Origin of the sequence: Marinicauda algicola, assembly GCF_017161425.1 — a bacterium.
GTDB lineage: Bacteria > Pseudomonadota > Alphaproteobacteria > Caulobacterales > Maricaulaceae > Marinicauda > Marinicauda algicola.
The window spans coordinates 838,187-862,609 of the sequence record NZ_CP071057.1 but is presented as its reverse complement, the minus strand read 5'-3'; the positions used below and the strand labels follow the sequence as shown (position 1 = coordinate 862,609).

General features: G+C 66.2%; 26 protein-coding genes. 9 read left to right on the top strand and 17 right to left on the bottom strand.

Features of this window, described 5'->3' with window-relative positions; translation table 11 throughout:
* Window position 1 precedes the first annotated feature (1 nt).
* The 8 genes from trbJ to JW792_RS04235 are packed head-to-tail and all read left to right on the top strand — an operon-like array spanning window position 2 to window position 5,959.
* Window positions 2-700, top strand: a complete 699-nt coding sequence (gene trbJ, locus JW792_RS04270) for a P-type conjugative transfer protein TrbJ (RefSeq protein ID WP_135997447.1) — start codon at window positions 2-4, stop codon at window positions 698-700.
* Window positions 701-706: 6 nt separating this feature from the next.
* Entirely contained in the window at window positions 707-2,023 is a 1,317-nt protein-coding gene (gene trbL / locus JW792_RS04265; RefSeq protein ID WP_135997446.1) for a P-type conjugative transfer protein TrbL, read from the top strand.
* A gap of 3 nt (window positions 2,024-2,026) precedes the next feature.
* A complete protein-coding gene (gene trbF / locus JW792_RS04260; protein ID WP_045694922.1) occupies window positions 2,027-2,719 on the top strand; it encodes a conjugal transfer protein TrbF in 693 nt (230 codons plus the stop codon).
* A gap of 5 nt (window positions 2,720-2,724) precedes the next feature.
* Window positions 2,725-3,762 carry a P-type conjugative transfer protein TrbG gene (trbG, locus tag JW792_RS04255; RefSeq protein WP_045694921.1) on the top strand — a complete coding sequence of 346 codons (1,038 nt, stop codon included), beginning with the start codon at window positions 2,725-2,727 and terminating at the stop codon, window positions 3,760-3,762.
* A complete protein-coding gene (locus tag JW792_RS04250) occupies window positions 3,683-5,044 on the top strand; it encodes a TraB/TrbI/VirB10 family type IV secretion system protein (RefSeq protein ID WP_206340895.1) in 1,362 nt (453 codons plus the stop codon). Before trbG ends, JW792_RS04250 begins: the two co-directional genes overlap by 80 nt.
* Window positions 5,041-5,277 (top strand): DUF2274 domain-containing protein, encoded by a 237-nt coding sequence (locus JW792_RS04245; RefSeq protein WP_135997445.1) that lies wholly within the window; start codon window positions 5,041-5,043, stop codon window positions 5,275-5,277. The genes JW792_RS04250 and JW792_RS04245 overlap by 4 nt, the downstream gene beginning before the upstream one ends.
* Window positions 5,278-5,281: 4 nt before the next feature.
* On the top strand, window positions 5,282-5,596 hold the full coding sequence (locus JW792_RS04240) for a DUF736 domain-containing protein (protein ID WP_034763723.1): 315 nt from the start codon (window positions 5,282-5,284) through the stop codon (window positions 5,594-5,596).
* Between the two features lie 12 nt (window positions 5,597-5,608).
* Window positions 5,609-5,959 (top strand): helix-turn-helix transcriptional regulator, encoded by a 351-nt coding sequence (locus tag JW792_RS04235; protein WP_081812989.1) that lies wholly within the window; start codon window positions 5,609-5,611, stop codon window positions 5,957-5,959.
* A 224-nt stretch (window positions 5,960-6,183) separates the two neighbouring features.
* Here the strand turns inward: JW792_RS04235 and JW792_RS04230 are convergent, their stop codons facing one another.
* From JW792_RS04230 to JW792_RS04195, 8 genes are all read right to left on the bottom strand, one after another.
* Entirely contained in the window at window positions 6,184-7,347 is a 1,164-nt protein-coding gene (locus tag JW792_RS04230; RefSeq protein WP_034764008.1) for a hypothetical protein, read from the bottom strand.
* Between the two features lie 208 nt (window positions 7,348-7,555).
* Entirely contained in the window at window positions 7,556-8,815 is a 1,260-nt protein-coding gene (locus tag JW792_RS04225) for a tyrosine-type recombinase/integrase (protein WP_034763719.1), read from the bottom strand.
* Between the two features lie 294 nt (window positions 8,816-9,109).
* Window positions 9,110-10,681 (bottom strand): glutamine-hydrolyzing GMP synthase, encoded by a 1,572-nt coding sequence (gene guaA / locus JW792_RS04220; RefSeq protein WP_135997444.1) that lies wholly within the window; start codon window positions 10,679-10,681, stop codon window positions 9,110-9,112.
* A gap of 2 nt (window positions 10,682-10,683) precedes the next feature.
* On the bottom strand, window positions 10,684-11,997 hold the full coding sequence (locus JW792_RS04215; RefSeq protein WP_135997443.1) for an RsmB/NOP family class I SAM-dependent RNA methyltransferase: 1,314 nt from the start codon (window positions 11,995-11,997) through the stop codon (window positions 10,684-10,686).
* Window positions 11,998-13,473, bottom strand: coding sequence for an IMP dehydrogenase (gene guaB, locus JW792_RS04210; RefSeq protein ID WP_135997442.1), 1,476 nt, complete (start codon window positions 13,471-13,473; stop codon window positions 11,998-12,000).
* Window positions 13,474-13,554: 81 nt separating this feature from the next.
* Complete coding sequence (locus JW792_RS04205; protein WP_158291657.1) at window positions 13,555-14,349, bottom strand: Coq4 family protein; 795 nt, start codon at window positions 14,347-14,349, stop codon at window positions 13,555-13,557.
* Between the two features lie 47 nt (window positions 14,350-14,396).
* Window positions 14,397-15,125 carry an RlmE family RNA methyltransferase gene (locus JW792_RS04200; RefSeq protein WP_135997440.1) on the bottom strand — a complete coding sequence of 243 codons (729 nt, stop codon included), beginning with the start codon at window positions 15,123-15,125 and terminating at the stop codon, window positions 14,397-14,399.
* Complete coding sequence (locus JW792_RS04195) at window positions 15,122-16,231, bottom strand: Ppx/GppA phosphatase family protein (RefSeq protein WP_135997439.1); 1,110 nt, start codon at window positions 16,229-16,231, stop codon at window positions 15,122-15,124. Before JW792_RS04195 ends, JW792_RS04200 begins: the two co-directional genes overlap by 4 nt.
* A gap of 231 nt (window positions 16,232-16,462) precedes the next feature.
* On the opposite strand from JW792_RS04195, the gene hspQ reads away from it, so the two are divergent.
* Window positions 16,463-16,801: a heat shock protein HspQ gene (gene hspQ / locus JW792_RS04190; protein WP_135997438.1), complete on the top strand. Its 339-nt coding sequence runs from the start codon at window positions 16,463-16,465 to the stop codon at window positions 16,799-16,801.
* A gap of 9 nt (window positions 16,802-16,810) precedes the next feature.
* On the opposite strand, the gene recO is transcribed toward hspQ, so the two are convergent.
* The 9 genes from recO to rpoZ are packed head-to-tail and all read right to left on the bottom strand — an operon-like array spanning window position 16,811 to window position 24,378.
* On the bottom strand, window positions 16,811-17,539 hold the full coding sequence (recO, locus tag JW792_RS04185) for a DNA repair protein RecO (RefSeq protein ID WP_135997437.1): 729 nt from the start codon (window positions 17,537-17,539) through the stop codon (window positions 16,811-16,813).
* A 12-nt stretch (window positions 17,540-17,551) separates the two neighbouring features.
* Window positions 17,552-18,499 (bottom strand): GTPase Era, encoded by a 948-nt coding sequence (gene era / locus JW792_RS04180; protein WP_135997436.1) that lies wholly within the window; start codon window positions 18,497-18,499, stop codon window positions 17,552-17,554.
* The gene (rnc, locus tag JW792_RS04175; RefSeq protein WP_135997435.1) at window positions 18,483-19,172 is read right to left on the bottom strand and encodes a ribonuclease III; all 690 of its coding nucleotides are present in this window, start codon (window positions 19,170-19,172) and stop codon (window positions 18,483-18,485) included. Before rnc ends, era begins: the two co-directional genes overlap by 17 nt.
* Complete coding sequence (gene lepB / locus JW792_RS04170) at window positions 19,169-20,023, bottom strand: signal peptidase I (RefSeq protein ID WP_135997434.1); 855 nt, start codon at window positions 20,021-20,023, stop codon at window positions 19,169-19,171. Before lepB ends, rnc begins: the two co-directional genes overlap by 4 nt.
* On the bottom strand, window positions 20,020-20,421 hold the full coding sequence (gene acpS / locus JW792_RS04165; protein ID WP_135997433.1) for a holo-ACP synthase: 402 nt from the start codon (window positions 20,419-20,421) through the stop codon (window positions 20,020-20,022). The genes lepB and acpS overlap by 4 nt, the downstream gene beginning before the upstream one ends.
* Window positions 20,418-21,167 (bottom strand): pyridoxine 5'-phosphate synthase, encoded by a 750-nt coding sequence (locus JW792_RS04160; RefSeq protein ID WP_135997432.1) that lies wholly within the window; start codon window positions 21,165-21,167, stop codon window positions 20,418-20,420. Before JW792_RS04160 ends, acpS begins: the two co-directional genes overlap by 4 nt.
* Window positions 21,164-21,751 (bottom strand): orotate phosphoribosyltransferase, encoded by a 588-nt coding sequence (gene pyrE / locus JW792_RS04155; RefSeq protein WP_135997431.1) that lies wholly within the window; start codon window positions 21,749-21,751, stop codon window positions 21,164-21,166. Before pyrE ends, JW792_RS04160 begins: the two co-directional genes overlap by 4 nt.
* A gap of 2 nt (window positions 21,752-21,753) precedes the next feature.
* Entirely contained in the window at window positions 21,754-23,994 is a 2,241-nt protein-coding gene (locus JW792_RS04150; protein WP_135997430.1) for a RelA/SpoT family protein, read from the bottom strand.
* 3 nt (window positions 23,995-23,997) lie between these two features.
* Complete coding sequence (gene rpoZ, locus JW792_RS17185; RefSeq protein ID WP_135997429.1) at window positions 23,998-24,378, bottom strand: DNA-directed RNA polymerase subunit omega; 381 nt, start codon at window positions 24,376-24,378, stop codon at window positions 23,998-24,000.
* Between the last annotated feature and the right edge of the window lie 45 nt (window positions 24,379-24,423).

The following is a 24,423-nucleotide window of genomic DNA, read 5'->3' as shown; positions in this document are numbered from 1 at the left end:
GATGAAACGCATACTTGCCTCCGCTTTGATCTGCGCCGCGCCGCTCTCCATCCTCATCGCGCCGCCCGCTTCGGCCCAATGGACGGTGTATGACCCGGCCAATCACATCCAGAACATCTACCAGGCCATCCGCTCGCTTCAGGAGGTCAACCAGCAGATCCAGCAGCTCACCCATGAAATCGAAATGCTGGAAAACATGGCGCGCGATCTGGAAGCACTGCCGGATTCTATCGCTGACGACATCCTGCGCCGTATGCGCCGCATCGAGGAGCTGATGCGCGAGGCCGAAGGCATCGGCTACCGCGTCGAGGAAATCGAGCGCGAGTATGAAGAGGTCTACCCGGAAGACTATGGCGCCGAACCGCCGCGTCAGGCCGTCCTCGTCGAAGAGGCCCGCGCCCGCTGGCGTCAGTCCCGCACGGCTTACCGGGAAAGCCTCACCGTCACGGCGCAGGTCGTCTCAACCGCGCGCGCTGACAGTGACAGCCTCGACCGGCTGATCGCAGACAGCCAGTCCGCCGTCGGCAATCTCCAGGTCGCGCAGGCGGGCAATCAGATCGAGGCCCTGCAGACTGAGCAGCTGATGCAGATGGAAGCGATGATGGCGGCCCATTACCGCGCCGAGGCGCTGGAGCGCGCCCGCCAACTCGCCGAGGCCGAACGTGGCCGCGCCCGTACCCGGGCCTTTCTCGGAGAGTAGCGGGCCATGGACGTGATCGACACCTTCCTCGCGACCTTTATCGCTTACATAGACAGCGGGTTCGGCCTGCTGGCGGGCGATGTCGCTTACCTGTCGACCACGCTCATCGCCATCGACATCACCCTGGCGGGCCTGTTCTGGGCGCTGTCTCAGAACACCGACGTCATCGCGGGGCTCCTCAAAAAGGTGCTCTATGTCGGTTTCTTCGCCTTCGTGATCGGCAACTTTTCGCTCCTTGCAGGCATCGTCTTCGACAGTTTCGCCGAACTCGGCGTGACCGCAGGCGGCGGCACGATGACCGCCGATGATCTCCTGCGCCCCGGCTTCATCGCCAGTGTCGGCCTCGATGCCGGTCAGCCGCTTCTGGAAGAGATCGGCGACATGCTGGGGCCAATCTCTTTCTTCCATAACTTCATCATGATCGCGGTGATGTTCATCGCCTGGGCCATCATCATGGTCGCCTTCTTCGTGCTCGCCGTGCAGCTCTTCATCACGATCCTGGAGTTCAAGCTGACGACGCTGGCCGGGTTCGTGCTCGTGCCGTTCGCGCTCTGGAACAAGACGACGTTTCTGGCTGAACGCGTGCTCGGCAATGTCATCACCTCCGGCATCAAGCTCATGGTGCTCGCCGTCATCATCGGTATCGGCTCGACGCTCTTCTCGTCTGTCACCGACGCATTCCGCACCGGCGATGATGTCACGCTCGCTCAGGTCATGGGCACGGTGCTGGCCGCGATTGTCTTCTTCTGGATGGGCATCTTTGCGCCCGGCATTGCCTCCGGCCTCATTACCGGCGCGCCGCAGCTTAGCGCAGGCTCCGCTGCAGGCGCGGCGGCCGGTGTCGCTGCCGGGACGTATGTCGCCGGGATGGGCGGGCGCGCCGCCGTCGGCGCTGTGGCAGGCGGTGCTTCAAGCGCCGTCAAGGCCGGTGCGAGCATGGCGGGCGCGGCGCGCACCTCCTATACGCTGGGCTCTGTCGCCTCCGGCGCATCCGGCGCGGCGGGTGTCGCCGCAGGCCTTGCCGGTGTCGCCCGCGCTGGCGGGGACGCCATGCGCCGCGCAGCAAGCCGTCCCGCCCAGTCCATGCGTGAGGCCTACCAGCGCGGCAGTCAAGGCGCCTGGCGCGCCACCGGCGGTTCGCCGACCGCATCCATGCAAAACCCTGCCTCCGCATCATCCTCTGCCCAAAGCCCCGGCTGGGCGCGGCGCATGCAGACCAGCCAGCGCATGGGACAGGCAGGGCAGATGGCCGCGCACTCGATCCGCGACGGTGATCGCGGCGCTTCGGGCGCGAACCCCACCCTCAAAGACAAGGACGATTAGACAATGGCTTTCAGGCGATCTTCCTCCAGCTATGGGCCAAGCCCGTTCCCCGAAACGCCTTATCAGAAGGCCGGACAGGTATGGGACGAAAGAATTGGTTCCGCCCGCGTGCAGGCGAAAAACTGGCGGCTCATGGCGATCGGCTGTCTCGGGCTTTGCTTCGTCACCTCCGGCGCGCTGGTCTGGCGCTCGATGCAGTCCACCGTCACGCCCTATGTCGTGGAAGTCGATGAGACCGGCGCGGCCCGCGCCGTTGCTCCGGCGACGGAACGCTATACGCCGACCGATGCCCAGATCGCCCATCACCTTGCCAACTTCATTGAACATGTCCGGGGCCTTTCCGTCGATCCTGTCGTCGTGCGCGAGAACTGGCTGCGTGCCTATGACTTCGTGACTGACCGCGCCGCCACCACGCTCAACGAATACGCCTCGGCCAATGATCCCTTCGCCGATGTCGGCCGCAAGTCCCGCACCGTGGATGTGGTCAGCGTGGTGCGCGTCTCGGACGACAGCTTCCAGGCCCGCTGGATCGAGAAGACCTATGAGAATGGCGCGCTGGTCCGTGCCCAAAGGTTCACCGGCAATTTCACTCTCATCACCCAGCCGCCGACGGACGCAGAGACCCTGCGCGCCAATCCGCTCGGCCTTTATGTCCATGCCCTGAACTGGGGTCAGGACCTTGTCACAGGAGAATGATCCCCATGCTTCGTATTCTGCTTGCCACTTCGGCCCTCGCACTCACCACGGCCTGCGCCACGACGGAACTCGAACCGATTGATCCGGCGGCCTTTGTCGCGGCCACGCCCGTCGAGGACCGCGCCGACTATCCCGTCGAAATCGTCGAAACCGCCGTGGCACTTCCGCTGCCCGGCCAGATGATGCCAATCGGCGCGCGGGTCACCACCAATCCCGATGGCAGCGTCACGCGGACCTATACAAGGACCGTCAGCGCGCCCTCGGTTTCACCGGCAGAAGCGATAAGACAAGGCCGCACCAGCGCGCTGATCGAACCTTCGGTCGATGGATACGTCAACGCGATCCAAGTCTATCCTTATACCGAGGGCGCGCTCTACCGCCTCTATGCCAGTCCCGGTCAGGTCAGCGACATCGCGCTTCAGCCGGGCGAAGAGTTGGTGTCGGTCTCAGCGGGTGACACGGTCCGCTGGGTGGTCGGCGACACGATCTCAGGATCGGGCGCAACGGCCCGCGCCCATGTGCTGGTCAAGCCGATCTCATCCGGCATCCGCACAAACCTGATGATCGCCACCGACCGGCGCACCTATCACCTCGAACTGGAAAGTACCGAAGGCGGCTACATGGCCGCGCTCTCCTGGCGCTATCCGGCTGATGAACTCGCGGGCCTGACCGCCCGCAATGAACGCGCCATCGCACGCGACGCTGGCAGCATTGAACGCGGCCTTACCCTTGAAGGCCTCAACTTCGATTACCGGCTCTCCGGCGACAGCCCCGACTGGAAGCCGGTGCGGGTCTTCGATGATGGCCGTCAGGTGTTCATCCAGATGCCGGAGGACATTGCCACCACGGACATGCCGCCGCTCTTTGTTCTGGGCGCGGATGGCGACGCGGAACTCGTCAACTATCGCGTGCGCGGCAATTATTATGTCGTCGACCGGCTGTTCCGCGCGGCCGAGCTGCGCCTTGGCGAGCGCAATCAGACCGTTGTCCGCATCTCGCGCAATGAGCGCCGTCCGCCGCTGGCCGCGATCTTCGGGGGCTAGGAAGATGTCCGAGCCCATTCCCTTCGACGAGCATGCCGAGCGGCTGAAGATCCGCTCCAGCCCGAAGCCGGTTACACGGATCAATCGCAAGGTCCTGATGGTCGGCGCAGGCATTGGCGTGCTCGCCCTGTTCGCCGCCATGAGCATTGCCCTGAAGCCGCCAACTGCGGTCGACCCCGATGCCCGCCGCGAGCTTTACAACACGACCAACACACGCAAGCCCGAAGGCCTCTCCACACTCCCGACAAGCTATAGCGACATCGCGCCGGTCGAAGACCGCATAGCACGCCTTGGCCCGCCGCTGTCGGGCGATCTCGGCGCGACCATGCTGCGCGCTGAACGCGAGCTTGGCATCGAGCCTGAATACGTGACCCGCTTCGAAGACGATTTCCGCCCGAACCCGGCTGACGAGGCCGAACGCGCCCGGCGCATGCGCGAGGCAGCGCTCGCCGATGAAGCCGCCCGCGCGCCGGTCTTCTTCCGGCTCGACTCTCAGAGCGGCATGGCAAGCACCACCGGGGCTCGCCCCGCTTATCGCGACCCAGCACTTGATCTCGGCTCGGAGCTTCTTGCACTCGCGGCCCTGCCGCAAGGCGCACCGTCAGCGTTCGGTCAGCCCGCCGATACCAATCTCCAAAGCCGCAAGCTCGCCTTTGCGAGCGAGGGTTCTGCCAGCGACATCTACAATCCGCATGGGCTGCAGGACCCGGCCTCGCCTTATCAGGTGATGGCGGGCACGCTGATCCCGGCCTCGCTGGTCACCGGCATCAACTCGGACCTGCCCGGCACAATCGTCGCGCAGGTGACGCAGCCCGTTTATGACACCGTGACCGGGCAGTATCTCCTGATCCCGCAAGGCTCACGCCTCATCGGACGCTACCAGTCCGAAGTCTCATTCGGGCAGGACCGGGCTCTGGTGACCTGGGACAGGATCATCTTCCCTGACGGGTCCTCCATCCTCATCTCTGCGCCCGGCGCGGACGCGCAGGGCTTTGCAGGCCTCTCAGACAGAACCGATCATCACTGGGATCGCGTGTTTGTCGCGGCCGGTCTTGCGACCATCCTCGGCGTCGGGGCCGAACTCGGCGCAGACGGAGACGGCGATCTCGAACGCGCCATCCGCCGCGGCACGACGGACACCATCAACCAAGCCGGTCAGCGCGTGGTTGAGCGCAACCTTGGCATCCAGCCGACCATCCGCGTGCGCCCCGGCTGGCCGGTGCGTGTGGTCGTCACCCGCGATCTCATCCTCAGACCCCATCCCCAAGGAGCCACACGATGACCCTTCGTCTCGACAAATTACCCGACCGCACGCCGGTGCGCATGAGCCTCTCGGTTGATCCCGACCTCGCCAGCGCGCTCAGCGACTATGCCGAAATCTACCGCCAGACCTACGGCGCGGAGGAAAAGCCCGAAGCGCTGATCCCGGCCATGATCGAGAGCTTCCTGGCGTCCGACGCCGGGTTCAAGCGGGCGCGACGCGCCCTTCATTCAACCGCCAGCACGGAGACCTAAACCCATGGCACAGATCGGAACATTCACCCTGAAGGAAGGCAGCTATACCGGCACCATCCGCACCATGACCATCAATGTCAAAGCCCAGCTTGTTCCCAACAGTGACAAGGCCTCAGACGGTGCCCCCGACTTCCGCCTCTATGCCGGCGGGGCCGAACTCGGCGCTGCCTGGCGTCAGGAAAGCAAGGATGGCGAAACGCCCTACCTCGCCGTCAAACTCGACGACCCGAGCTTTGCCAGCCCCATGCGCGCGGCCTTCTTCGAGAACGAGAAAGACGGCACCGGCGTGATGGTGTGGAACCGGGCGAAGACGGTGTAATCGGAGTGCGTCATGTTGCATCGCGTAAAGGAGGGCGGGCGCACAGGGCTTAGGGATTTCGCGCGGGACCTGAACCCGCCGCCAAAGGCCCCTGCTCCGGTCACTTCAACCGATCCTGAACGGATCACGCCCGCCGACATCTTCAGGCGCCGAACCGTCAGGCGGCCGGAGCTTCGCAAGCTTGTGCCGCTCTCCGATACGACGATCTACGAACTCGAACAGAAGGGCGAATTTCCGCAGCGGTTCTACCTGACACCCCGATGCGTCGTCTGGCCCCTCGCCGAAGTGCTGGAGTGGATCGACGCCCAAAGGCGCAAGGGTCGCGAAGGCTGCGGACCGCATCCGGATTATCGAATGCGGTGAACTGTCTCAAATATCCCTCATTGCGGACAATGCTGCGTTTCGTAGGCAGCGCGCCCGTTAGCAGACATCCAATCGTTAAGTCGTATTGACTGCGACACCGCCAAAGCATCTTCCGAGCCGCCCACCGCAGGATGAGTTGAACAAGCAGCTGACGAAGGCACAGTGCATCGCTTGGCCCCGTCTTGGACTAGAGGCCGCGAAAGATCAGCCACCGCCTCTTGCAGCTACGGGGTGAGGAGCTCCTGCAACCCGCGATAAGCCGCCGCAAGCTGCTTCACCAGCGCGTCGTAGACATCAAAGAACGGCGCGGCGGCCGGGAGACCAAGGCGGCTCGTGATATCGTCCATCTTGTCCGACGCCGTCCCCGTAGATGTGAGATGCAGGTTTGCCACCCGGAGATCGTAGGTCACGAAGAGCGGCAGCATGAGATTCGAAATTGCGGAACTGCCGGGAAGCGTTTCAAGTAGTGTCTGCAGGCGCTTCAGGCCGCCAAGGCCTTTGGGATCGCCTCCGGCCGCGCTCAGCAACTTCCCGATGGCCTGTGTATCCAGAGATTCGACGTGGATCTTGTTGAGCGCGTCCGCCGCATGCTGTTGGTTCTTCACGCTGTCTGTGAGCGGCCTCGCAAAGTCGAGGGCGATCGCCACCACTTCGGCTTCAAGGTGGGCGAGCGTCGCTCCAAAATGCATCCTGGCAGCTTCGAGGAAGTCCGTCCTTGCCGCGAGTAGGTCGTTTTCCGGTGTTGGATCGGAAAATATGCAGTCGATCTGTCCATCGTAGAATTCGCTGCCGATGGAGTGATCCGATTCCACGTTTTCAGACAGCAGGTAATACTGTTCCGGCACGGGCAATGTCGCGATGTCGCCGAGCCACATCACGACGCGGCCATTTCGGTTGATGCCAAAGCTTATCTGGTTGTCTTCGTCCGTGGTGATCGTGCCGTACGTCCGAGACGCAAACGTCAGGCGATAGCCCGACGCCGTGTCGTATTTCAGCAAGACCCCTCTCTTGAAGAACACAAGTGTGAGAAAACCGTCCCCCTGCCCGCGAAGGCCAGGCAGGTATTCGTAGTCGTCCGCATCATACTGGAACGGCACGTCCGTGAAGGGGTAGCGGTCTTCAAGCTTCCTACGCGTTACGGTGACACCGGCGGATACCTTGGACACGCACTGCTCGTGCAGCCGGATGATCGAGATGCGCGATCGGTCCGGAAGATAGTCCTTCTCGCACGTAGAACACCGAAGTACGGGCAGCCCTTTGATGGCTATCCGCGCCCCTGACACAGTTTCGTCGAAGTCAGCATAAGCGAGATCGAGCCAACCGTCGCAGTCAGAGCACCTCAAGCGCTGCACGTGACCAGGCGGCGGGAAAATGTCTTTGATGTCCACGGTGCCCCCCATAGTTACACCTTCCTACTTAGACCGATGTGTTGCAACATGGGATTGTCCACGACATTCATCCAATCTGACCTGGGATCCACGATTGGCCGTTTGGCGCCATCAGCGCTGCTTCGCGCCGCAATCGCAAACGTCAGCTTTGGCCTACGCTTCATGCCGGTCGTAAAGACTCCTTCTGCGCCCGAACCGGAAGTGACGATCACCCCACCCTCGGATCAGCGGCGTAGACCGCCATGCTCTCCGGGATGATGTTCGGCTTGCGGCTTTCACCCGCAGCCCAGGCATCGATCATGTCGGCCCATTCCTGCATCATGTGGCGGCGCTGGTCTGCATATTCGGCCTTGTTGTAGACCCCACGCGAAGAGCGCCGGTCTTCGTGCGCGAGGCTTTTTTCGATCCAGTCGCGATTGAAACCAAGCTCATTCAGGAGCGTCGAGCCCGTGCGCCGCAGGTCGTGGACGGTGAAAGGCTCCAGCGGAAGCTCCATCTCGCTTGCCAGCTTGTGGGCGCTGTCGGTGATCCGGTTGAAGGTCGCATTCGATATCGGGCGAAACGTGTCATAGCGCGACGGGAAGACGTATTTCGATCCGCCTGCGCAGGTTTTAAGCGCCACCAGAATATCGAGCGCCTGGTTCGACAGATAGACATTGTGGTCGAGGCCGGTCTTCATCCGCTTCTTCGGGATGGTCCAGACCGCATCCTGGAAACTGACTTCATCCCATGTCGCATGGGCGACCTCGGTCTTGCGCTTCATCGTCAGCAGGATGAATTTCACGCCGAGCTTCAGCGTCGGATTGGCGGTGATCTCTTCGAGCACGCGATAGAGGACCCGGATCTCCAGCGGCGTGAGCGAGCGGTCGCGGGGCCGGACACGCGCGATCGACCGGGGATCGACCTCCTCGGCGGGATTCTCGACACGGATGCCGTGCAAATTGGCGAAGGCGTAGATGAGCTTGATGAACTCGCGGGCGTGCAGCGCCGTTGAAGGCGCGCCCCGCTTCTTGATCTTGTCGCAGAGCTGACGGACGTCCTCGCTCGTCACTTCGCGCAAGGTGTAATTGCCCAGCGCCGGGATCAGGTCACGATCGACAATGTGACGACGCATGTCGCGGGTCGAGTCCGACATCTCGCTCTCAGCGAGCCAGCGCTGAGCAAGCTCCCCGAACGTCCCTTCGGATTTCGCTTTGGCCTTGGCCCGCTTCTTTTCCTTGGCGGGTGAGACACCCTCATCCACGAGCTTCTTCGCATCGATCAGCTTCTCGCGCGCAGCCGCCAGCGTGATCCCGTACTTGCCATAACGCCCGATGGTCAGCGTCTCCCGGCGCCCGTTCACACGGTAATCGTAGCGGAAGGTCTTGGTGCCCGTCGGCGCGACGGACACATAGAGACCGTCCCGGTCTGCGACCTTGTAGGGTTTATCCTTTGATTTCAAAGACTTGATTGCAATATCGGTCAGCATGTTGCGCCTCCTTCCCACCAATTTTACCGTCAGGCCGAAATGGCCAATTTTCCACAACAAAAAACTTATTTTTCAATGCGTTATGCCGAAAAAATACCGTCAGGCCGCCAAAATGGGCTGACGGTATTTTGACTTTAGGCAGGAAGAGGCAATTTGTATACCGTCAGGCGATACCGTCAGAATGTTCCGTTGGCCCGCGATAGAAGGCGATAGACACCGAACGAAAATCGGTATCAAGCTATTGTATTTGTTGAATTTATTGATCGTTCGCGATAGTCCGCGAGAGACGCGGAATCATTCCCACTCGATCGTCCCCGGCGGCTTGGAGGTCACGTCGTAGACGACGCGGTTCACGCCACGCACCTCGTTGATGATGCGGGTGGCGACGCGGCCGAGGAAGTCGTGGTCGAAGGGGAAGTAGTCGGCGGTCATGCCGTCCACGCTGGTGACCGCGCGCAGGGCGAGCACGTGGTCGTAGGTGCGCGCGTCGCCCATCACGCCGACGGTCTGGACCGGAAGCAGCACGGCGAAGGCCTGCCAGATCGCGTCGTAGAGGCCGGCATTGCGGATCTCCTCGATATAGATCCGGTCGGCATGGCGCAGGATATCGGCCTTCTCCTTTGTGACGGCACCCGGAATGCGGATAGCCAGGCCCGGTCCCGGGAAGGGATGGCGCCCGACGAAGGCCTCGGGCAGGCCGAGCTCGCGGCCGAGCTCCCTCACCTCGTCCTTGAACAGCTCGCGCAGGGGTTCCACGAGCTTCATGTTCATGCGCTCGGGCAGGCCGCCGACATTGTGGTGGGACTTGATCGTGACCGAGGGGCCGCCGGCGAAGGAGACGCTCTCGATCACGTCCGGATAGAGCGTGCCCTGGGCGAGGAAGTCCGCCCCGCCGGCCATCCTCGCATTCTCCTCGAACACGTCGATGAAGAGCTTGCCGATCGTCTTGCGCTTCGTTTCCGGGTCGCTGACGCCCTCGAGCGCGGAGAGGAAGCGCTCCTCCTCGTAGGCGGCCACCAGCGGGATGTTGTAGTGCTCGCGGAACAGCTCGACGACCTGGTCGGCCTCGCCGTGGCGCATCAGGCCGGTATCGACGAAGACGCAGGTCAGCCGGTCCCCGATCGCCTCGTGCAGCAGCACCGCGGCCACGGAAGAGTCCACCCCGCCCGAAAGCCCGCAGATCACCTTGCCGTCACCGACCTGCTCGCGGATCTTGGCAATCGCCTCGTCCTTGAAGGCGGCCATCGTCCAGTCGCCGTGCATGTTGGCGATCCGGTGCGTGAAATTGCGCAGGATGAGCGCGCCGCGCGGCGTGTTGACGACTTCGGGGTGGAACTGCACGCCGTAGAAGCGCCGGGATTCGTCGGCGATCGCCGCGAAGGGCGCGTGGCGGGTGACCGCGATCGGGTGGAAGCCCTGCGGGATCGCGTTCACGCGGTCGCCATGGCTCATCCAGACGCGCTCGGAATGACCGACCCCGCCGAGCCCCTCGAAGAGCGGGCTCTCGGCGACGATCTCGATATCGGCGCGGCCGAACTCGCGCTCCTGGGCCGGTTCGACGCTGCCGCCGAGCTGGGCGCACATGGTCTGCTCGCCATAGCAGATGCCCAGGACCGGGATGCCCATCTCGAAGACGCGCTGCGGCGCGCGCGGCGTGCCCTCGCCGTGCACGCTCGCCGGCCCGCCCGACAGGATCACGGCCTTCGGCGCGAACTTCTGCAGGAAGGCGTCGTCCACCTTGTTGAAGGGATGGATCTCGCAATAGATCCCGCTCTCGCGAAGCCGGCGCGCGATGAGCTGGGTGACCTGGCTGCCGAAATCGATGACCAGCAGCTTCTCGTGATGTTCGGTGATGTCGGTCGTCATCGCTATTCTTTCTTCTCCATCACGCAGACGTAAAATCCGTCCGTGCCGGTCCTCGCCGGAGTGAGTTGCACCGCGCCGAAGCGGCCCGCGCAGGCGCCGATCTGGATCTCGCCCTCTTCGGTGAGCAGCCCTGTCGACGCCATCGCCTCGACCGCCGCAACGGGTTCGAAATCGCGGTGCGCGTCGAGGAATTCGGCGGCGCGGTCCTCGTTCTCCTGCGGCAGGATGGAGCAGGTCACGTAGACGAGCCGCCCGCCGGGCTTGACGTATCTGCTTGCATTTTCAAGGACGAGCGTCTGTTCCTTGATGCGCTTGTCGAGGGCTTCGGGCTTCAGGCGCCACTTGGAATCCGGGCGCCGGCGCCAGGTGCCCGAGCCGGTGCACGGCGCATCGACGAAGACGACATCCATCCTGTCCGCCAGGCCCGAGAGGGCGTCGGCCTCGCTGCCGTCATGGACCTGGGCATTGCGCACGCCGGCGCGCTGAAGGCGCGGCCAGATGGCGCGCAGGCGCCGCCAGTCATAGTCCCAGGCGTGGATCTGGCCGGTATTGTTCAGCAGCGCGGCGAGCGCCAGCGTCTTGCCGCCCGCGCCGGCGCAATAATCCAGGATCTGCGAACCCGGTGCTGCCCCGGCGGCGAGCGCGGCGATCTGGGACCCGAGATCCTGCACCTCGACCCAGCCCTTGCCGTAGGCGGGAATGGCGTCGGCGGGCGGGGACTTGGCCTTCGGGTCGGTCTCCGGAATGCGGATGGCGTTCTTGACCAGCTCGCTGGCTTGCGCGTCCTTCAGCTTCGCCACGACCGCGGCGAGCGCCTTGTCCGGCTCGGCCTTCAGTACGTTGACGCGCAGGTCGACCGGCGCGCGTCCCGCCATGGCCTGGCCCTCGATCACCGCATCCTCGCCGAAGGCACGCGTGAAGCTTTCCTCCAGCCATTCCGGGATGTCGGCGCGCACGGGCAGCGGCGCATCGGCCATGTCGCGCGACAGCGCGGCACGCTCGGCCTCGCCCAGCGCTTCGGGCGCGTGCTCGTCGCCCTCGAAGGTGCGCGCGATGTCGTCCGGCGTCAGCGCCCAGCCGCGCGCGAGCGTGCCGAGCACGATGGCCCTGGGCGTATCCTCGCCCATCAGGAAGGCCGCCGAGGCCTTCGAGCGCAGCGCGTCCATGACGAGACCGGAAATCCAGGCGCGGTCGCCGGAGCCGGCGAAGCGGTGTGCCTTGCCCCAGTCGCGCAGGGCGTCCTTGACCGGCTGATGCCGGTTCAGCACCGCGTCGACGACCTCGATCGCGGCCTGGATACGTCCGCCGTCCCGCATCTATTGCGGCGTCGGATAGTTCGGCGCTTCACGGGTGATCGCCACATCGTGGACATGGCTTTCGCGAAGGCCGGCATTGGTGATGCGCACGAAGACGGCCTTCTCCTGGAAGTCCTTGATCGAGTTCGCGCCGGTATAGCCCATGGCCGCGCGAAGCCCGCCGACCATCTGGTGCAGGATGGGACCGGCCGGGCCCTTGTAGGGGACCTGACCCTCGATGCCTTCGGGCACCAGCTTCATCTTGTCGGAGACTTCCTTCTGGAAATAGCGGTCGGCCGAGCCGCGCGCCATCGCGCCGACGCTGCCCATGCCGCGATAGGCCTTGTAGGACCGGCCCTGGTAGAGGAAGACCTCGCCGGGCGCTTCCTCGGTGCCGGCGAGCATCGAGCCCATCATCACGCAATCGGCCCCGGCCGCGATCGCCTTGGCGAGATCGCCGGAATACTTGATCCCGCCATCGGCGATGATCGTGCCGTCATAGCCCTCGGCCGCGCGCCGCGCGTCCATGATGGCGGTGAGCTGGGGCACGCCGACGCCCGCCACGATGCGGGTGGTGCAGATCGAGCCCGGTCCGATGCCGACCTTCACGCAGTCCGCGCCGGCGTCGTACAGGGCCTTCGCACCGTCATAGGTCGCCACGTTGCCGGCGACGACCTGGGTCCGGTTGGAGGCCTTCTTGATGCGGAGCACCTGGTCGAGCACCGATCTCGACATGCCGTGGGCGGTATCGATGACGATGACGTCGACGCCGGCGTCCATCAGCGCCTCGGCGCGGGCGAAGCCGGCATCGCCCACGGTGGTCGCCGCGGCGACGCGCAGGCGGCCGTGCTCGTCCTTCGCGGCCATGGGATGGGCCTGGGCCTTCTCCATGTCCTTCACCGTCATCAGGCCGACGCAGCGATTCTCGTCGTCGACGACGAGGAGGCGTTCGATGCGGTGCTTGTGCAGGAGGCGGCGGGCCTCCGCCTGGGAGACGCCCGGCTTGACCGTGACGAGGTTCTGCGAGGTCATCAGGTTCGCGACCGTCTCGTTCGCATCCTCGGCGAAGCGGACGTCACGGTTGGTGACGATGCCGACCAGCCGGCCCGGGGTGCCGTTGCCGCCGCCCTCGACCACCGGGATGCCGGAGATCCTGTGGCGCTCCATCAGGGCCTGCAGGTCGGCGAGGCGCGCATCGGGCGTGATCGTGATCGGATTGATCACCATGCCGCTCTCGTAACGCTTCACGCGCCTGACTTCCTCGGCCTGCTCCTCGTTCGTCATGTTGCGATGGATGACGCCGAGCCCGCCGGCCTGGGCCATGGCGATCGCCAGAGGCGCCTCGGTGACGGTGTCCATCGCGGCCGACAGGATCGGGATGTTGAGCGGCACGGCGCGCGTGACGTGCGTGCGGATGTCCGCATCGGCAGGCAGGACTTCGGATGCGCCGGGCTGCAAGAGCACATCGTCGAAGGTGAGACCTTCGCGAATCTCCATGGGGAGACCTCCTTCTCTCTTGCGGGGCCGCTTTAGCAGGTTTTGGCTGCGAGGCAAGGGAGGGAGTGCGCTTGGAGAGGGTCAGGCTGCCTTGCCGCTCACGGGCTCCGGACCGGTCCACTCCGCGCGGATCTTCCGGTAGACCGGATCGGGCACGATGTTGAGCATGGCCCGTGCCTCGTCGAGCGGCAGGTGGAGATAGTCGGCCGGATCGACGAGGGCGAGATCGGTGGCCTCGCGCGCCATCCTGACGGCGTTGTCCATCATCCGGCCCACCGGCCAGGAGCGGATCTCCGAGCGGATGCGCAGGCCCGCCGCGCGGCCGAGCAGGCGCGCGCCGCGATTGCCGCTCTGCGCACCGGAAAACTCCAGCAGCACCGCCTCGCCCAGCGGGTCGCGGCCGTAGCCGGTCAGCACGTGGTAGAGATCGTGCAGGATGGCCGTGGTGCGGCGCATGACGGCATATTCGGGATAGTCGCGCTCCATGCGCGCCCAGAGTTCAGGGGCGGCGTCCTTGGCGGCCTGGTGGACGCCGAGCGGATGCAGGTTCTCGCTGTCGAGATAATGCAGATAGCTGGCCGCGACGGTGCCGGGCCCCGCTGCCTCCAGGGTTTTCCGGTCGAGCAGGATGCGGTCGATGTAATGCGGGTCGGCGAGCATCTTGCGTCCGAAATCGGATTTCAGGAACCGCCGGAAGGAGGTGCCGGCCGTCTTGCCGTTCACCGCCATGAAGAACCGGAAGACGTGCACCGTGTTGTCGCGGTCCGCGACGAGATCCCAGAAGGCCCGCCACGCTTCGAACGGCCGGATCGGCCCGTGCGGGAAGTCCGGCAGGGCGCGGGATTCGGAAGCGGAACTGAGCGTGGCGTCGGTCATGCCCACCATCTTATACGAACAACGTTCATGTGATCAATGGCGGGATCCTAGCCCCTGAAGCCCGTCGCAACGAGATAGGTCTCCGCGCTCTCCGCGCGGCTGGCCTCGGGCTTGGCATGCTTGACCTTGTCGAAGCGCGCCTTGAGCATGTCCAGCACCTCGCTCTCCGCTCCGCCCTGGAAGACCTTGGCGACGAAGGTGCCGCCCGGTTTCAGGGTCTCGACGGCGAACTGCGCCGCGGCCTCCACCAGGGCCATGATGCGCAGGTGGTCGGTCTGCTTGTGACCGGTCGTCCAGGGCGCGAGATCGGAAAGCACCACGTCGGCCGGCCCGCCGAGCGCGGCCTTGACCTGATCGGGTGCGCCGGGTTCGGTGAAGTCGAGCGTGAGAAGTTCGGCTCCGGCGATCGGCTCCATCTCCAGGAGATCGACACCGACCACTTTCGAGGCGCCGCGCTGCAGGGCGACCTGCACCCAGCCGCCGGGCGCCGCGCCGAGATCGGCCACGCGCGCGCCGGCCTTCAGGAAATGGAACCGGTCGTCGAGCTCGGTGAGCTTGTAGGCGGCGCGGCTGCGATAGCCTTCCTGCTTCGCCCGCTGGACGTACGGGTCGTTGAGCTGGCGCTCGAGCCAGCGCTGCGAGGAGAGCTTGCGCTTGCGCGCCGTCTTGACCCGCTCGTGGAACTGCTTGGCGGCGCGGGTGTCCCCGCCCCTCTTCACCGGACCGGTCCGGCGCCGGCGGCGTTCCTCGCCGTCGCCTTCGTTCTCGTCGCTCATGATGTCGGTCCCTTGCCGCGGGGCGCGCCGCCGCGCCGCCCGCGCCGGCGCTTCTTGCGCATGAGATTGAGGAGAAGCCCCTCGCGCAGGCCCCGGTCGCCGACGCGCATGCGCTGCGTGGGCCAGGCTTCCATCACCGCTTCGAGGATCGCGCAGCCGGCGACCACGAGATCGGCCCGCTCGGTGCCGATGCAGCCTTCCCGCGCCCGGCCCGCCGCGTCCTTCGACGCGAGGCGCCTGCAAACCGCATGGGCCTCTTCGGTCTCGATCCAGAGCCCGTCCACGCGCGAACGGTCGTAGCGCTCCAGCCCGAGATGGACGCCGGCGACGGAGGTCACCGTGCCCGAAGTGCCCACCATGTGCGCCTTGCCGGCCTGGAAGACGGGGCGGAGGCGGCGTGCGCCCTTGGGCGCCTTCATGTGCGCCCGCACATGGGCCTTCATCGCCTCGTACCATTCCCCGCGGGCCGCGTCGTCCTCGGGCTCGGGAAAGTGCTCGGAAAGCGTGACCACGCCCATCGGCATGGTCGACCAGCCCCGCAGCGGCGGACGCCCGCCGCTGGCGAAGCCGCCGCGGGCACGCCATTCGGCGAGATCCACCCAGCAAAGCTCCGTGGATCCGCCCCCTATGTCGACCACCACCGCCGCATCCATGCCCTCGTCGAGCAGGTCGAGGCTGCCCTGGACGGCGAGACGCGCTTCCTCCTCCGGTGTGACGATCTCCAGCTCGAGCCCTGTCTCCTCGCGCACGCGCTCAATGAAGGCCGGTCCGTTGGAAGCCCGACGGCAGGCCTCGGTCGCGATCGCGCGCAGACGTGCGACGTGCTTCTTCTCCAGCCTCTGGGCGCAGACCTTCAGCGCCTCCAGGGCCCGGTCCATTGCGGCCTGCGACAGCGTGCCGGAGGCCCCGAGTCCTTCGCCGAGGCGAACGATCCGCGAATAGGCGTCGACCACGCGGAAGCCTTCGCGCGTCTTGCGCGCAACCAGCATCCTGCAGTTGTTCGTGCCCAGATCGATCGCCCCGTAAAGAGGCTCGCCCCGGCTCTGGCGCCGGGGCCGATTCGGGCCGGAGCGCGCCGGCTCGCTGCCGGCTGCGTCCTTGGCCATGGCGCAATTCCCTCGTCAGACCGGACCGATTCCACCTCGCGCCAGCCGCGTTGTCACGTGGGGAGCGGCGCGTGTAGCGGGCACATCGCCCGGCCGGAGTGTTTCGTTCAGGGAAATGATAACATGACCGCGCTATATCGGAAGCGAGGCGCGCTGCAACCGGTCGGCGAAAGTCGGTTCGTCCCTCCGAGGCGGTGCGCCAAGTGCCTCATTTCCATGCGGAATACGATTATGCAATCGAAAGACGCGAAGTTCTCGATCGGCGATGTGGTCCGCCACCGCCTGTTCCCGTTCCGGGGCGTGGTGTTCGACGTGGATCCCCAGTTCGCCAACACCGAGGAATGGTATCAGTCCATCCCCGAGGCGATCCGACCGAGACGGGACCAGCCCTTCTACCACCTGCTCGCGGAGAACGCGGAGAGCTACTACACCGCCTACGTTTCCGAGCAGAACCTGCTGCCCGACGCCCACAACGGCGCGGTCGGCCACCCCCAGACCGGCGACCTGTTCGAAGGCTTCGACGGCCAGCGCTACGTGCTCAAGCGCGAAGTCGCCGGCAGGGCGAACTAGGCGGGGCGTTTACAGCGCCCCCGCACCTGCCAGCCGGTCGATCATGCGCAGGCGTGCCTCGGGCAGAACACGGTCCGCCGGCCAGAGCACGCGGCGTTCGAGGAAATGGCCGGTGATCCGAAGGCCTGCCTCCACATCGCCGGGCGAGAGTTCGCCCGTGCCGGTCATGAAGCCGGGAAGCTTCAGCATCTTGTCGTGATAGGGCCTGCCGGCCTCGACGCTCACCGCGCGGCCGGTCTTCGGGCTGACATAGGCGAGATCGTGGGTCTGGCCGGTCGCCGCGCATTTTCGAAGATCGAGGCCGTAGCCGAGATCGGCGAGCAGGCCCGCCTCCCAGCGCACGTAGATCGCCGGCCAGACCTCGGGCTGTTCGAGCGCGCGGACCAGCACCTCGAAGGCATCGGCGACATTGGGATGGGGCTCGCGCTCGGGCAGCGCGGCGACGGCGACCGCGCAGGCTGCGTTGAGCCCGGCGAGCGCCAGCGCGTCGTCCATCAGCATGCCGGCGGACAAAGCGTCGGCCTCGACCTCGTAGTTTCCCAGATGCTCGTCGAGCCGGGCGCGCCAATGGGCCTGCACCCGGTTTCCCGGCTGGAGGACCGGCCGCATCGCGCGCGAGCGCCCGCCGCGCACGAGGCCCGCATGGCGGCCGTGCTCACGCGTGAGGATCTCGACGATGGCCGAAGTCTCTCCGTGAGAGCGTACGGAGACGATGCGGCCCGATTCGGTCCATTCCATGACTGCGTCGTATCACGCCTCGAAATCGAGCCCCAGCGGGGTGTAGTGGCCGCGCCGTTCCTGCCAGCCAGGCCGGACGATGACTCGCAGGAAGAGATGGACCTTGCGCCCGAGCTGGTCCTCGAGTTCCTCGCGCGCGCGCTGGCCGATCTCCTTGATGACGCTGCCGGCCTTGCCCACCACGATCGGCTTGTGGCGCTCGGACTCCAGCAGGATGACCTGATCGATCCGGACCGAGCCATCCTTCTTCTCCTGCCAGGTCTCGGTCTCCACGGTCGCGTTGTAGGGCAGCTCCTCGTGCACGCGCAGGAAAAGTTTCTCGCGCGTCACCTCGGCGGCGAGCAGGCGCTCGGGCAGGTCGGCGATCTGGTCCTCGGGATAGAGGAAAGGCCCTTGCGGCATGAGTTCGGCGAGGCGCTCGGCGAGCTTCTCGGTGCCGTCCCCGGTCTCGGCGGAGATCATGAAGACCTCCGAATAGACCCCGGTCTCGAAGAGCTTCTGCGCGAGGGCTAGAAGATCCTCGCGCTTCATCTGGTCGATCTTGTTGAGCGCGAGGATGGCCTTGCGGTTCGCCGCCCTCAGCCCGTCGACGACGCGCTCGACATCGTCAGCGGCGCGCGCGTCCTGGGGCTTGGCGCGACCGGCGCGCCCCCGCGCCTCGGCGGGGGCATCCACGACGTGGACGATGACGTCGGCATCCTCCGCGCCGGCCCATGCGGCGGCCACCATGGCCCGGTCGAGCCGGCGGCGCGGTGCGAACACGCCGGGCGTGTCGACCAGCACGATCTGGCTCCTCCCGCGCATGGCGACGCCGCGCACCTGGAAGCGCGTGGTCTGGACCTTGTGGGTCACGATCGAGACCTTGCGGCCGACCAGCCGGTTGACCAGCGTGGACTTGCCGGCGTTCGGCGCGCCGATGATGGCGGCAAACCCCGCTCGCATGTCAGCGTTCATCGGCATTCTCCCTTTCCAGCAGCGCGCGGGCCGCGGCGCGCTGGGCTTCCTGTTTCGAACGTCCCTGCGCCTGCGCCGATCCGATCCCGTCCACAGCCACCTCGACGGTGAAGACGGGCCGGTGATCGGGACCGGAACGGCCGAGGGTCTCGTAGACCGGGGCCGGCCTGCCGAGACGGGCCGCCCATTCCTGGAGCCGGCTCTTGGGATCCTTCGGGCGGTGGATCATGTCGGCGAGATCCTCGCCCCAGAACGCCTCGAAGAAGTCGCCGGCCGCCTCCACCCCGCCATCGAGATAGAGCGCGCCGATCACGGCCTCGCAGGCATCTCCGAGGATGGAGGTCTTTTCCCGGCCCCCGAGGCGCTCCTCGGCCGGGCTGAGCTGCAGCGCCGCGCCGAGACCACAGCGCTGCGCGGCGCGGGCACAGGCTTCCTTGTTGACCAGGGCGTTGAGGCGATGGGCGAGCCCGCCCTCGTCGAGGCCCTCGAATGCGGCGAACAGGCGCTCGGCCGCGAGCAGTCCCAGCACCCGGTCGCCGAGGAATTCCAGGCGCTCGTTCGAGGTCGCCCGCCGGCGCCCGTCGCCATAGCTCGCATGGGTGAGCGCGCGCTCGAGCAGCGCGAGGTCGGCAAAGCGGTAGCCGATTCGCTCCTGGAACCGGTCGAGGCGCGTCGTCATGCGGCACTCCCGTCGAGGCCGAGCGCGAAGCGTGCCGGACGGACCCGCCACCAGGTCCAGGGCGCGAAGAGCTGGAATTGCTCGTCGACGGAGAGAAGGACGATCTCGGCACGCCCGATCAGATGGCTCGCCGGCACCAGACCCGGACCCTCGGGCTGCGCCACCCGGCTGTCGCGGGATTCGTCGCGATTGTCGCCGAGGACGAAGTAATGTCCCTCGGGAACGGTGAACTCGGCGACATGGTCGAGGGCGCTGTCACCCCGGTCGAGCACGGTATAGGCGATGCCTTCGGGCAGGATCTCGCGCCAGCTCTCATAGGCGACGTGGCGGCCCATCGCCGTCTCCCCGGCCCTTTCGGCGCGATCGCCGCGCGGAACCTCGACGTCGTTGAGCAGGATCACGCCGCCCATCATCGCGACGCGGTCCCCGGGCAGTCCTATCACCCGCTTGATGTAGGCCTGATGCGGTTCCTGGGGGGCGCGGAACACGACGATATCGCCGCGTGCGGGCGCCGCACCGAACACGCGCCAGTCACCGAGCGGGGGATTGCCCGGCAGCGAGGCCGGCGCGAATCCGTAGGCGAATTTCGACGCGATGACGTAATCGCCCTCCAGAAGCGTCGGCTTCATCGATCCGGTCGGGATGTGGAAGGGCTGGAACAGCAGGGAGCGCACCGCGAGCGCGATCAGCAGCGCCCAGATCAGCGTGCGCGCGGTCTGGAGCGCACGGTTCGGAGTTCGCTCCGGCACGCGCGCGACGGATTCGGGTGCGCGCGTCCAGGCCGTGTCGAATTCGGCCGCATCGCCGGCGACCATTGCGTCAGGCGCGCTCGGATCCTCATGGCTGCTCACGGCGCCCTCACCGCCTCGATGACGACGAAGGCCTGGGCCCAGGGGTGATCGTCGGTCAGGGTGAGCTGTATGTTGGCGACATGGCCGGGCGGCATCAGCTCGTCGAGCCGTGCGGCGGCCTTGCCCGTCAGGTTCAGCGTGGGCTTGCCCCCCCTGATGTTGATCACTTCGAGATCGCGCCAGATGACGCCGCGATAGATCCCGGTGCCGAGCGCCTTGGCGCAGGCTTCCTTTGCCGCGAAGCGCTTGGCGAGCGTGTCGGCATAGCGCAGGCGGCTCTCGGCCTTGGCGCGTTCGATGTCAGTGAAGACGCGGTTCACGAAGCGCTCGCCGAAGCGTTCGATCGAGCGTTCGATGCGCCTTATGTCGATGATGTCGGTGCCGATGCCGATGATCACGCCGCCGCCTCTTCGCGCGCATCCCTGATCAGCGCGCGCATGCGCTTTATCGCCGAATCCAGCCCGGAGAAGATCGCCTCGCCGATGAGGAAGTGCCCGATATTGAGCTCGGCGACCTCGGGAATGGCCGCGACCGGCTTGACCGTGTCGTAGGTCAGGCCGTGGCCGGCATGGATCTCGAGGCCCCGGCTGTGTCCGTCGGCCGCCGCGGCGGTCAGCCGGCGCAGTTCCTCGGCCGCCTTCTCGGTCTCGCCGGCGAAGACGAGCTCGACATACTTGCCGGTATGCAGCTCGACGACCGCCGCGCCGAGCGCGTGGGCGACCGCGACCTGGACGGGATCGGGCTCGATGAAGAGCGAGACCCTGCAGCCGGCCGCGGCGAGCTTCTCGATGCAGGGGCGCAGATGGGCATGGTTGGCCGCTACGTCGAGCCCGCCCTCGGTGGTGCGTTCCTCGCGCTTCTCCGGGACAATGCAGGCTGCATGCGGGCGGTGGCGCACCGCGATGGCGAGCATTTCCTCGGTGGCGGCCATCTCGAAGTTGAGCGGCAGGTCGATCGCCTCGATCAGGCGCTCGATGTCGCGGTCGCCGATATGCCGCCGGTCCTCGCGCAGATGGGCCGTGATGCCGTCCGCGCCGGCCTCCTGTGCCATCAGGGCGGCCCGGACCGGATCGGGATGGTCCCCGCCGCGCGCGTTCCGGATCGTCGCGACATGGTCGATATTGACGCCGAGCCTGACACTCATGCCTGCAGTCCCCGGCTGCCCGGCTTGATGGCCGGGATCCGTTCGAGTTCGGGCGGCAGGTCGTCTGCCGGGTAGGCGGGGAAGGTGACCGTCGCAAGCGCGACCAGGGGAACGCCGACATCGGCGCGCCCGCCCGAGCGGTCCACGAGGCAGCCCTCGGCGACCACCTTCGCCCCGGTCTTCTCCACCGCGGCGATGCATTCGCGCGAGGACAGCCCGGTCGTGACGATGTCCTCCACGATCAGCACGCGGTCGGAGCGGTTCAGCTCGAAGCCGCGGCGCAGCCGGAACTCGCCCTCCTCCCGCTCCACGAACAGGAAGGGCAGATTGAGATGCCGCGACGTCTCGTAGCCGGGAATGATCCCGCCCATCGCCGGGGAGACGATGGCCGTGAGACCGTCCCCGACCTCCTGGCGCACGCGCGCCGCCAGCGCCCGGCACAGGCGCTCGGTCCGCCCGGCATCGCGGAATACCAGCGCCTTCTGCAGGAAGATCGGGCTGTGCAGTCCGGAGGACAGCACGAAATGACCTTCGAGGAGCGCACCCGCCTCGCGGAACTCCTCAAGCACCTCGTCGCTCGTCATGCTCACTCCTGGGTGTCGGCCTCGGCTTGTGCCGAACGGGCGCGCTCCACCGAGATCACCCGTTCGCAGGTCTTCAGCGCCGCCACGATATTCGACAGGTGGCGGGCATCAAAGACCTCGATGTCGAAGCTCATGTCGAAGAAGTCCTTCGAGCGCGTGAGCGTTCGGATATTCGCGATATTGCCGCGCGCCTCGCCGACCGCCCCCGCGATCTCGGCGAGCGCACCGGGCTCGTTCCTCACCGTGGCGTTGACCCGGCCGATCGAGACCGCGTCCGACAGCGCTTCCGGCGTCCAGCGCAGATCGATCCAGCCTTCGCCCTCGCCGTCCTCGTCCTCGAAGCTCGCCAGCACCTGGCAGTCGATGACGTGGACCTCGATGCCCTTCTCCGGACGCATCACCCCGACGATCCGGTCGCCGGGGATCGGCGAGCAGCAGCTCGCGAAATGCAGCGAGACGCCGGGCGTCAGGCCGCGGCCGGCAACGTAGAGCCCACCCCTCTCGTCCTGGATGAGCTCCCGGTCGCCGGGCTTGGCCTTGCGCATCTCCCTGTGGCCGGGATAGACCGCCTCGAGCACGTCGCTCGAGGTGATGCGGCCACGGCCGAGCTCGAGGTACATGGCGTCGACGCTGTCGAGCTCGAGCCGCTTCAGGGCGTCGTCCAGCTTGTTCTCGCGGAATTCCTTGCCCTCGCGCAGGAAGGCGTGCTCGGCGATGACCTTGCCGATGCGCTTGAATTCCTCCTCTTCGGAGGAACGGATCAGCTTGCGGATCGCGGCGCGCGCCCGGCCGGTGATGACGAGGTCCTCCCAGCCGGCCGGTGGCTGGCGCACGCCGCCCTTGATGATTTCGACCACGTCGCCGTTGACCAGGCGGGTGCGCAGGGGGCGCTTGCGCCCGTTGATCTTCGCCCCGATCGCCGTGTAGCCGAGCTCGGTGTGCACCGCGAAGGCGAAGTCCAGCGGCGTCGCGCCGGACGGCAGGGCGATGAGATCGCCCTTGGGAGTGAAGGTGTAGACCTGGTCGACGAACATCTCGAGCTTGGCGTGCTCGAGGAATTCGTCCGGATCGCCGCCCTGCTCGAGGATTTCCACGAAGGGGCGCAGGCGCGCGAGCGGATCGCCGCCGGCGGCCTCGGCCGATTTCGGGTCGTAGGCATAGCTGCCCGACTTGTAGCGCCAGTGCGCGGCGACCCCGGTCTCGGCGATCGCCTCCATCGCCTCGGTGCGGATCTGAAGCTCCACGCGCGTGTTCTGCGGGCCGATGATGGTGGTGTGCAGCGATCGGTAATTGTTCGGCTTCGGCGTCGAGATGTAGTCGCGGAAGCGGTCATGGACGCAGCGATAGCTCTGGTGAACGACGCCGAGCGCGCGATAGCAGTCGTCGGGTTGCTCCACGATGATGCGGAAGGCGTAGATGTCCGCAATCTCGTCGAAGCTGACATGCTTGCGCTCCAGCTTGCGCCAGATCGAATAGGGCCGCTTCTCGCGGCCGAACACGCGCCCCTCGATCCCGGATTCCTCGAGGCGCTGGCCGAGCGCCATGGACACCGAGGCCACCGCTTCCGCACGCGTGGAACGCAGTTCGTTGAGCCGGCGCACTATGGATTCGTAGGCGGCCGGATTGATGTTGCGGAAGGCGAGGTCTTCGAGTTCCACGCAGACCCGGTTCACCCCGACGCGCCGCGCCAGGGGCGCGTAGATGTCCAGCGTCTCGCGCGCGATGCGCTCGCGCTTCTCCGGCCTGGGGATGTGATGCAGCGTGCGCATGTTGTGCAGCCGGTCGCACAGCTTCACGAGCAGGACGCGCACGTCCTTCGTGATCGCGACCACCAGCTTCTGCAGGTTTTCCGCCTGCTTGGTGCGCTTGGAGGTGAGCTCCATCTGGCCGAGCTTCGTGACCCCGTCGACGAGTTCGGCGACGTCGGAGCCGAACAGCTCCTCGACCTCCTCCAGCGTGGCGTCAGTGTCCTCCACGGTGTCGTGCAGGAGGCCGCAGATGATGGTGGAGGTGTCCAGCCTGAGATCGGCCAGCAGCATCGCCACGGCCACGGTGTGGCCGTAATAGGGCTCGCCGGAATAACGCGTCTGATGGGCGTGCTTCTCGCGCGCATAGTCGTACGCGCGGCGCAGGAGATCGGATGGCGCGTCCCTGTAGTAACTCTGGACGCGCGCGATCAGGTCGTCGGCGCTGGGGATGGCGTCGGCTGAGGCGAGCGCGGCTGGGCTTGCCAGCGCGGTCATGACCTACATCCGGCCGTCGGTCGGACCGTCGCGGTCGCTCTGCAGCGCCTTGAGCATGGCGGCCTCGTCCATTTCCGGGGCCGGAAGCTGCTTGGGCTCGGGGGCTTCCTCGGCCGCCTCGGTCCGGCGAACCGGGCGGTCCTCGTCGTCCTCGGCGGGGATGACGCGCTGAAGGCCGGCGATCAGGCTCTCGCCCAGGCTGTCGAGATTGAGCTTGTCCTCGGCGATCTCGCGCAGCGCCACCACCGGGTTCTTGTCATTGTCCCGGTCGATCCGCAGTTCGGCGCCGGCGGCGATGTTGCGCGCGCGATGCGCGGCCAGGAGAACCAGCCGGAAGCGGTTCGGGACCTTCTCGATGCAATCTTCGACGGTGACGCGAGCCATGTGGGGGAGCGCTCCTGATGGGCGGATATCGGTTCAAACCTCACA

Excerpts from the sequence above, each read along its gene's own strand:
- trbF (WP_045694922.1), top strand. The coding sequence starts at position 2,027 with ATGGCTTTCAGGCGATCTTCCTCCAGCTATGGGCCAAGCCCGTTCCCC.
- recO (WP_135997437.1), bottom strand. The coding sequence starts at position 17,539 with ATGGAATGGACCGAATCGGGCCGCATCGTCTCCGTACGCTCTCACGGA.
- guaA (WP_135997444.1), bottom strand. The coding sequence starts at position 10,681 with ATGACGACCGACATCACCGAACATCACGAGAAGCTGCTGGTCATCGAT.
- JW792_RS04160 (WP_135997432.1), bottom strand. The coding sequence starts at position 21,167 with ATGAGTGTCAGGCTCGGCGTCAATATCGACCATGTCGCGACGATCCGG.
- guaB (WP_135997442.1), bottom strand. The coding sequence starts at position 13,473 with ATGGAGATTCGCGAAGGTCTCACCTTCGACGATGTGCTCTTGCAGCCC.
- pyrE (WP_135997431.1), bottom strand. The coding sequence starts at position 21,751 with ATGACGAGCGACGAGGTGCTTGAGGAGTTCCGCGAGGCGGGTGCGCTC.
- JW792_RS04215 (WP_135997443.1), bottom strand. The coding sequence starts at position 11,997 with ATGCGGGACGGCGGACGTATCCAGGCCGCGATCGAGGTCGTCGACGCG.
- trbL (WP_135997446.1), top strand. The coding sequence starts at position 707 with ATGGACGTGATCGACACCTTCCTCGCGACCTTTATCGCTTACATAGAC.
- JW792_RS04235 (WP_081812989.1), top strand. The coding sequence starts at position 5,609 with ATGTTGCATCGCGTAAAGGAGGGCGGGCGCACAGGGCTTAGGGATTTC.
- era (WP_135997436.1), bottom strand. The coding sequence starts at position 18,499 with ATGCCGATGAACGCTGACATGCGAGCGGGGTTTGCCGCCATCATCGGC.
- JW792_RS04225 (WP_034763719.1), bottom strand. The coding sequence starts at position 8,815 with ATGCTGACCGATATTGCAATCAAGTCTTTGAAATCAAAGGATAAACCC.
- trbJ (WP_135997447.1), top strand. The coding sequence starts at position 2 with ATGAAACGCATACTTGCCTCCGCTTTGATCTGCGCCGCGCCGCTCTCC.
- rpoZ (WP_135997429.1), bottom strand. The coding sequence starts at position 24,378 with ATGGCTCGCGTCACCGTCGAAGATTGCATCGAGAAGGTCCCGAACCGC.
- JW792_RS04195 (WP_135997439.1), bottom strand. The coding sequence starts at position 16,231 with ATGGCCAAGGACGCAGCCGGCAGCGAGCCGGCGCGCTCCGGCCCGAAT.
- rnc (WP_135997435.1), bottom strand. The coding sequence starts at position 19,172 with ATGACGACGCGCCTCGACCGGTTCCAGGAGCGAATCGGCTACCGCTTT.
- JW792_RS04240 (WP_034763723.1), top strand. The coding sequence starts at position 5,282 with ATGGCACAGATCGGAACATTCACCCTGAAGGAAGGCAGCTATACCGGC.
- JW792_RS04205 (WP_158291657.1), bottom strand. The coding sequence starts at position 14,349 with ATGACCGACGCCACGCTCAGTTCCGCTTCCGAATCCCGCGCCCTGCCG.
- JW792_RS04245 (WP_135997445.1), top strand. The coding sequence starts at position 5,041 with ATGACCCTTCGTCTCGACAAATTACCCGACCGCACGCCGGTGCGCATG.
- hspQ (WP_135997438.1), top strand. The coding sequence starts at position 16,463 with ATGCAATCGAAAGACGCGAAGTTCTCGATCGGCGATGTGGTCCGCCAC.
- JW792_RS04150 (WP_135997430.1), bottom strand. The coding sequence starts at position 23,994 with ATGACCGCGCTGGCAAGCCCAGCCGCGCTCGCCTCAGCCGACGCCATC.
- JW792_RS04200 (WP_135997440.1), bottom strand. The coding sequence starts at position 15,125 with ATGAGCGACGAGAACGAAGGCGACGGCGAGGAACGCCGCCGGCGCCGG.
- trbG (WP_045694921.1), top strand. The coding sequence starts at position 2,725 with ATGCTTCGTATTCTGCTTGCCACTTCGGCCCTCGCACTCACCACGGCC.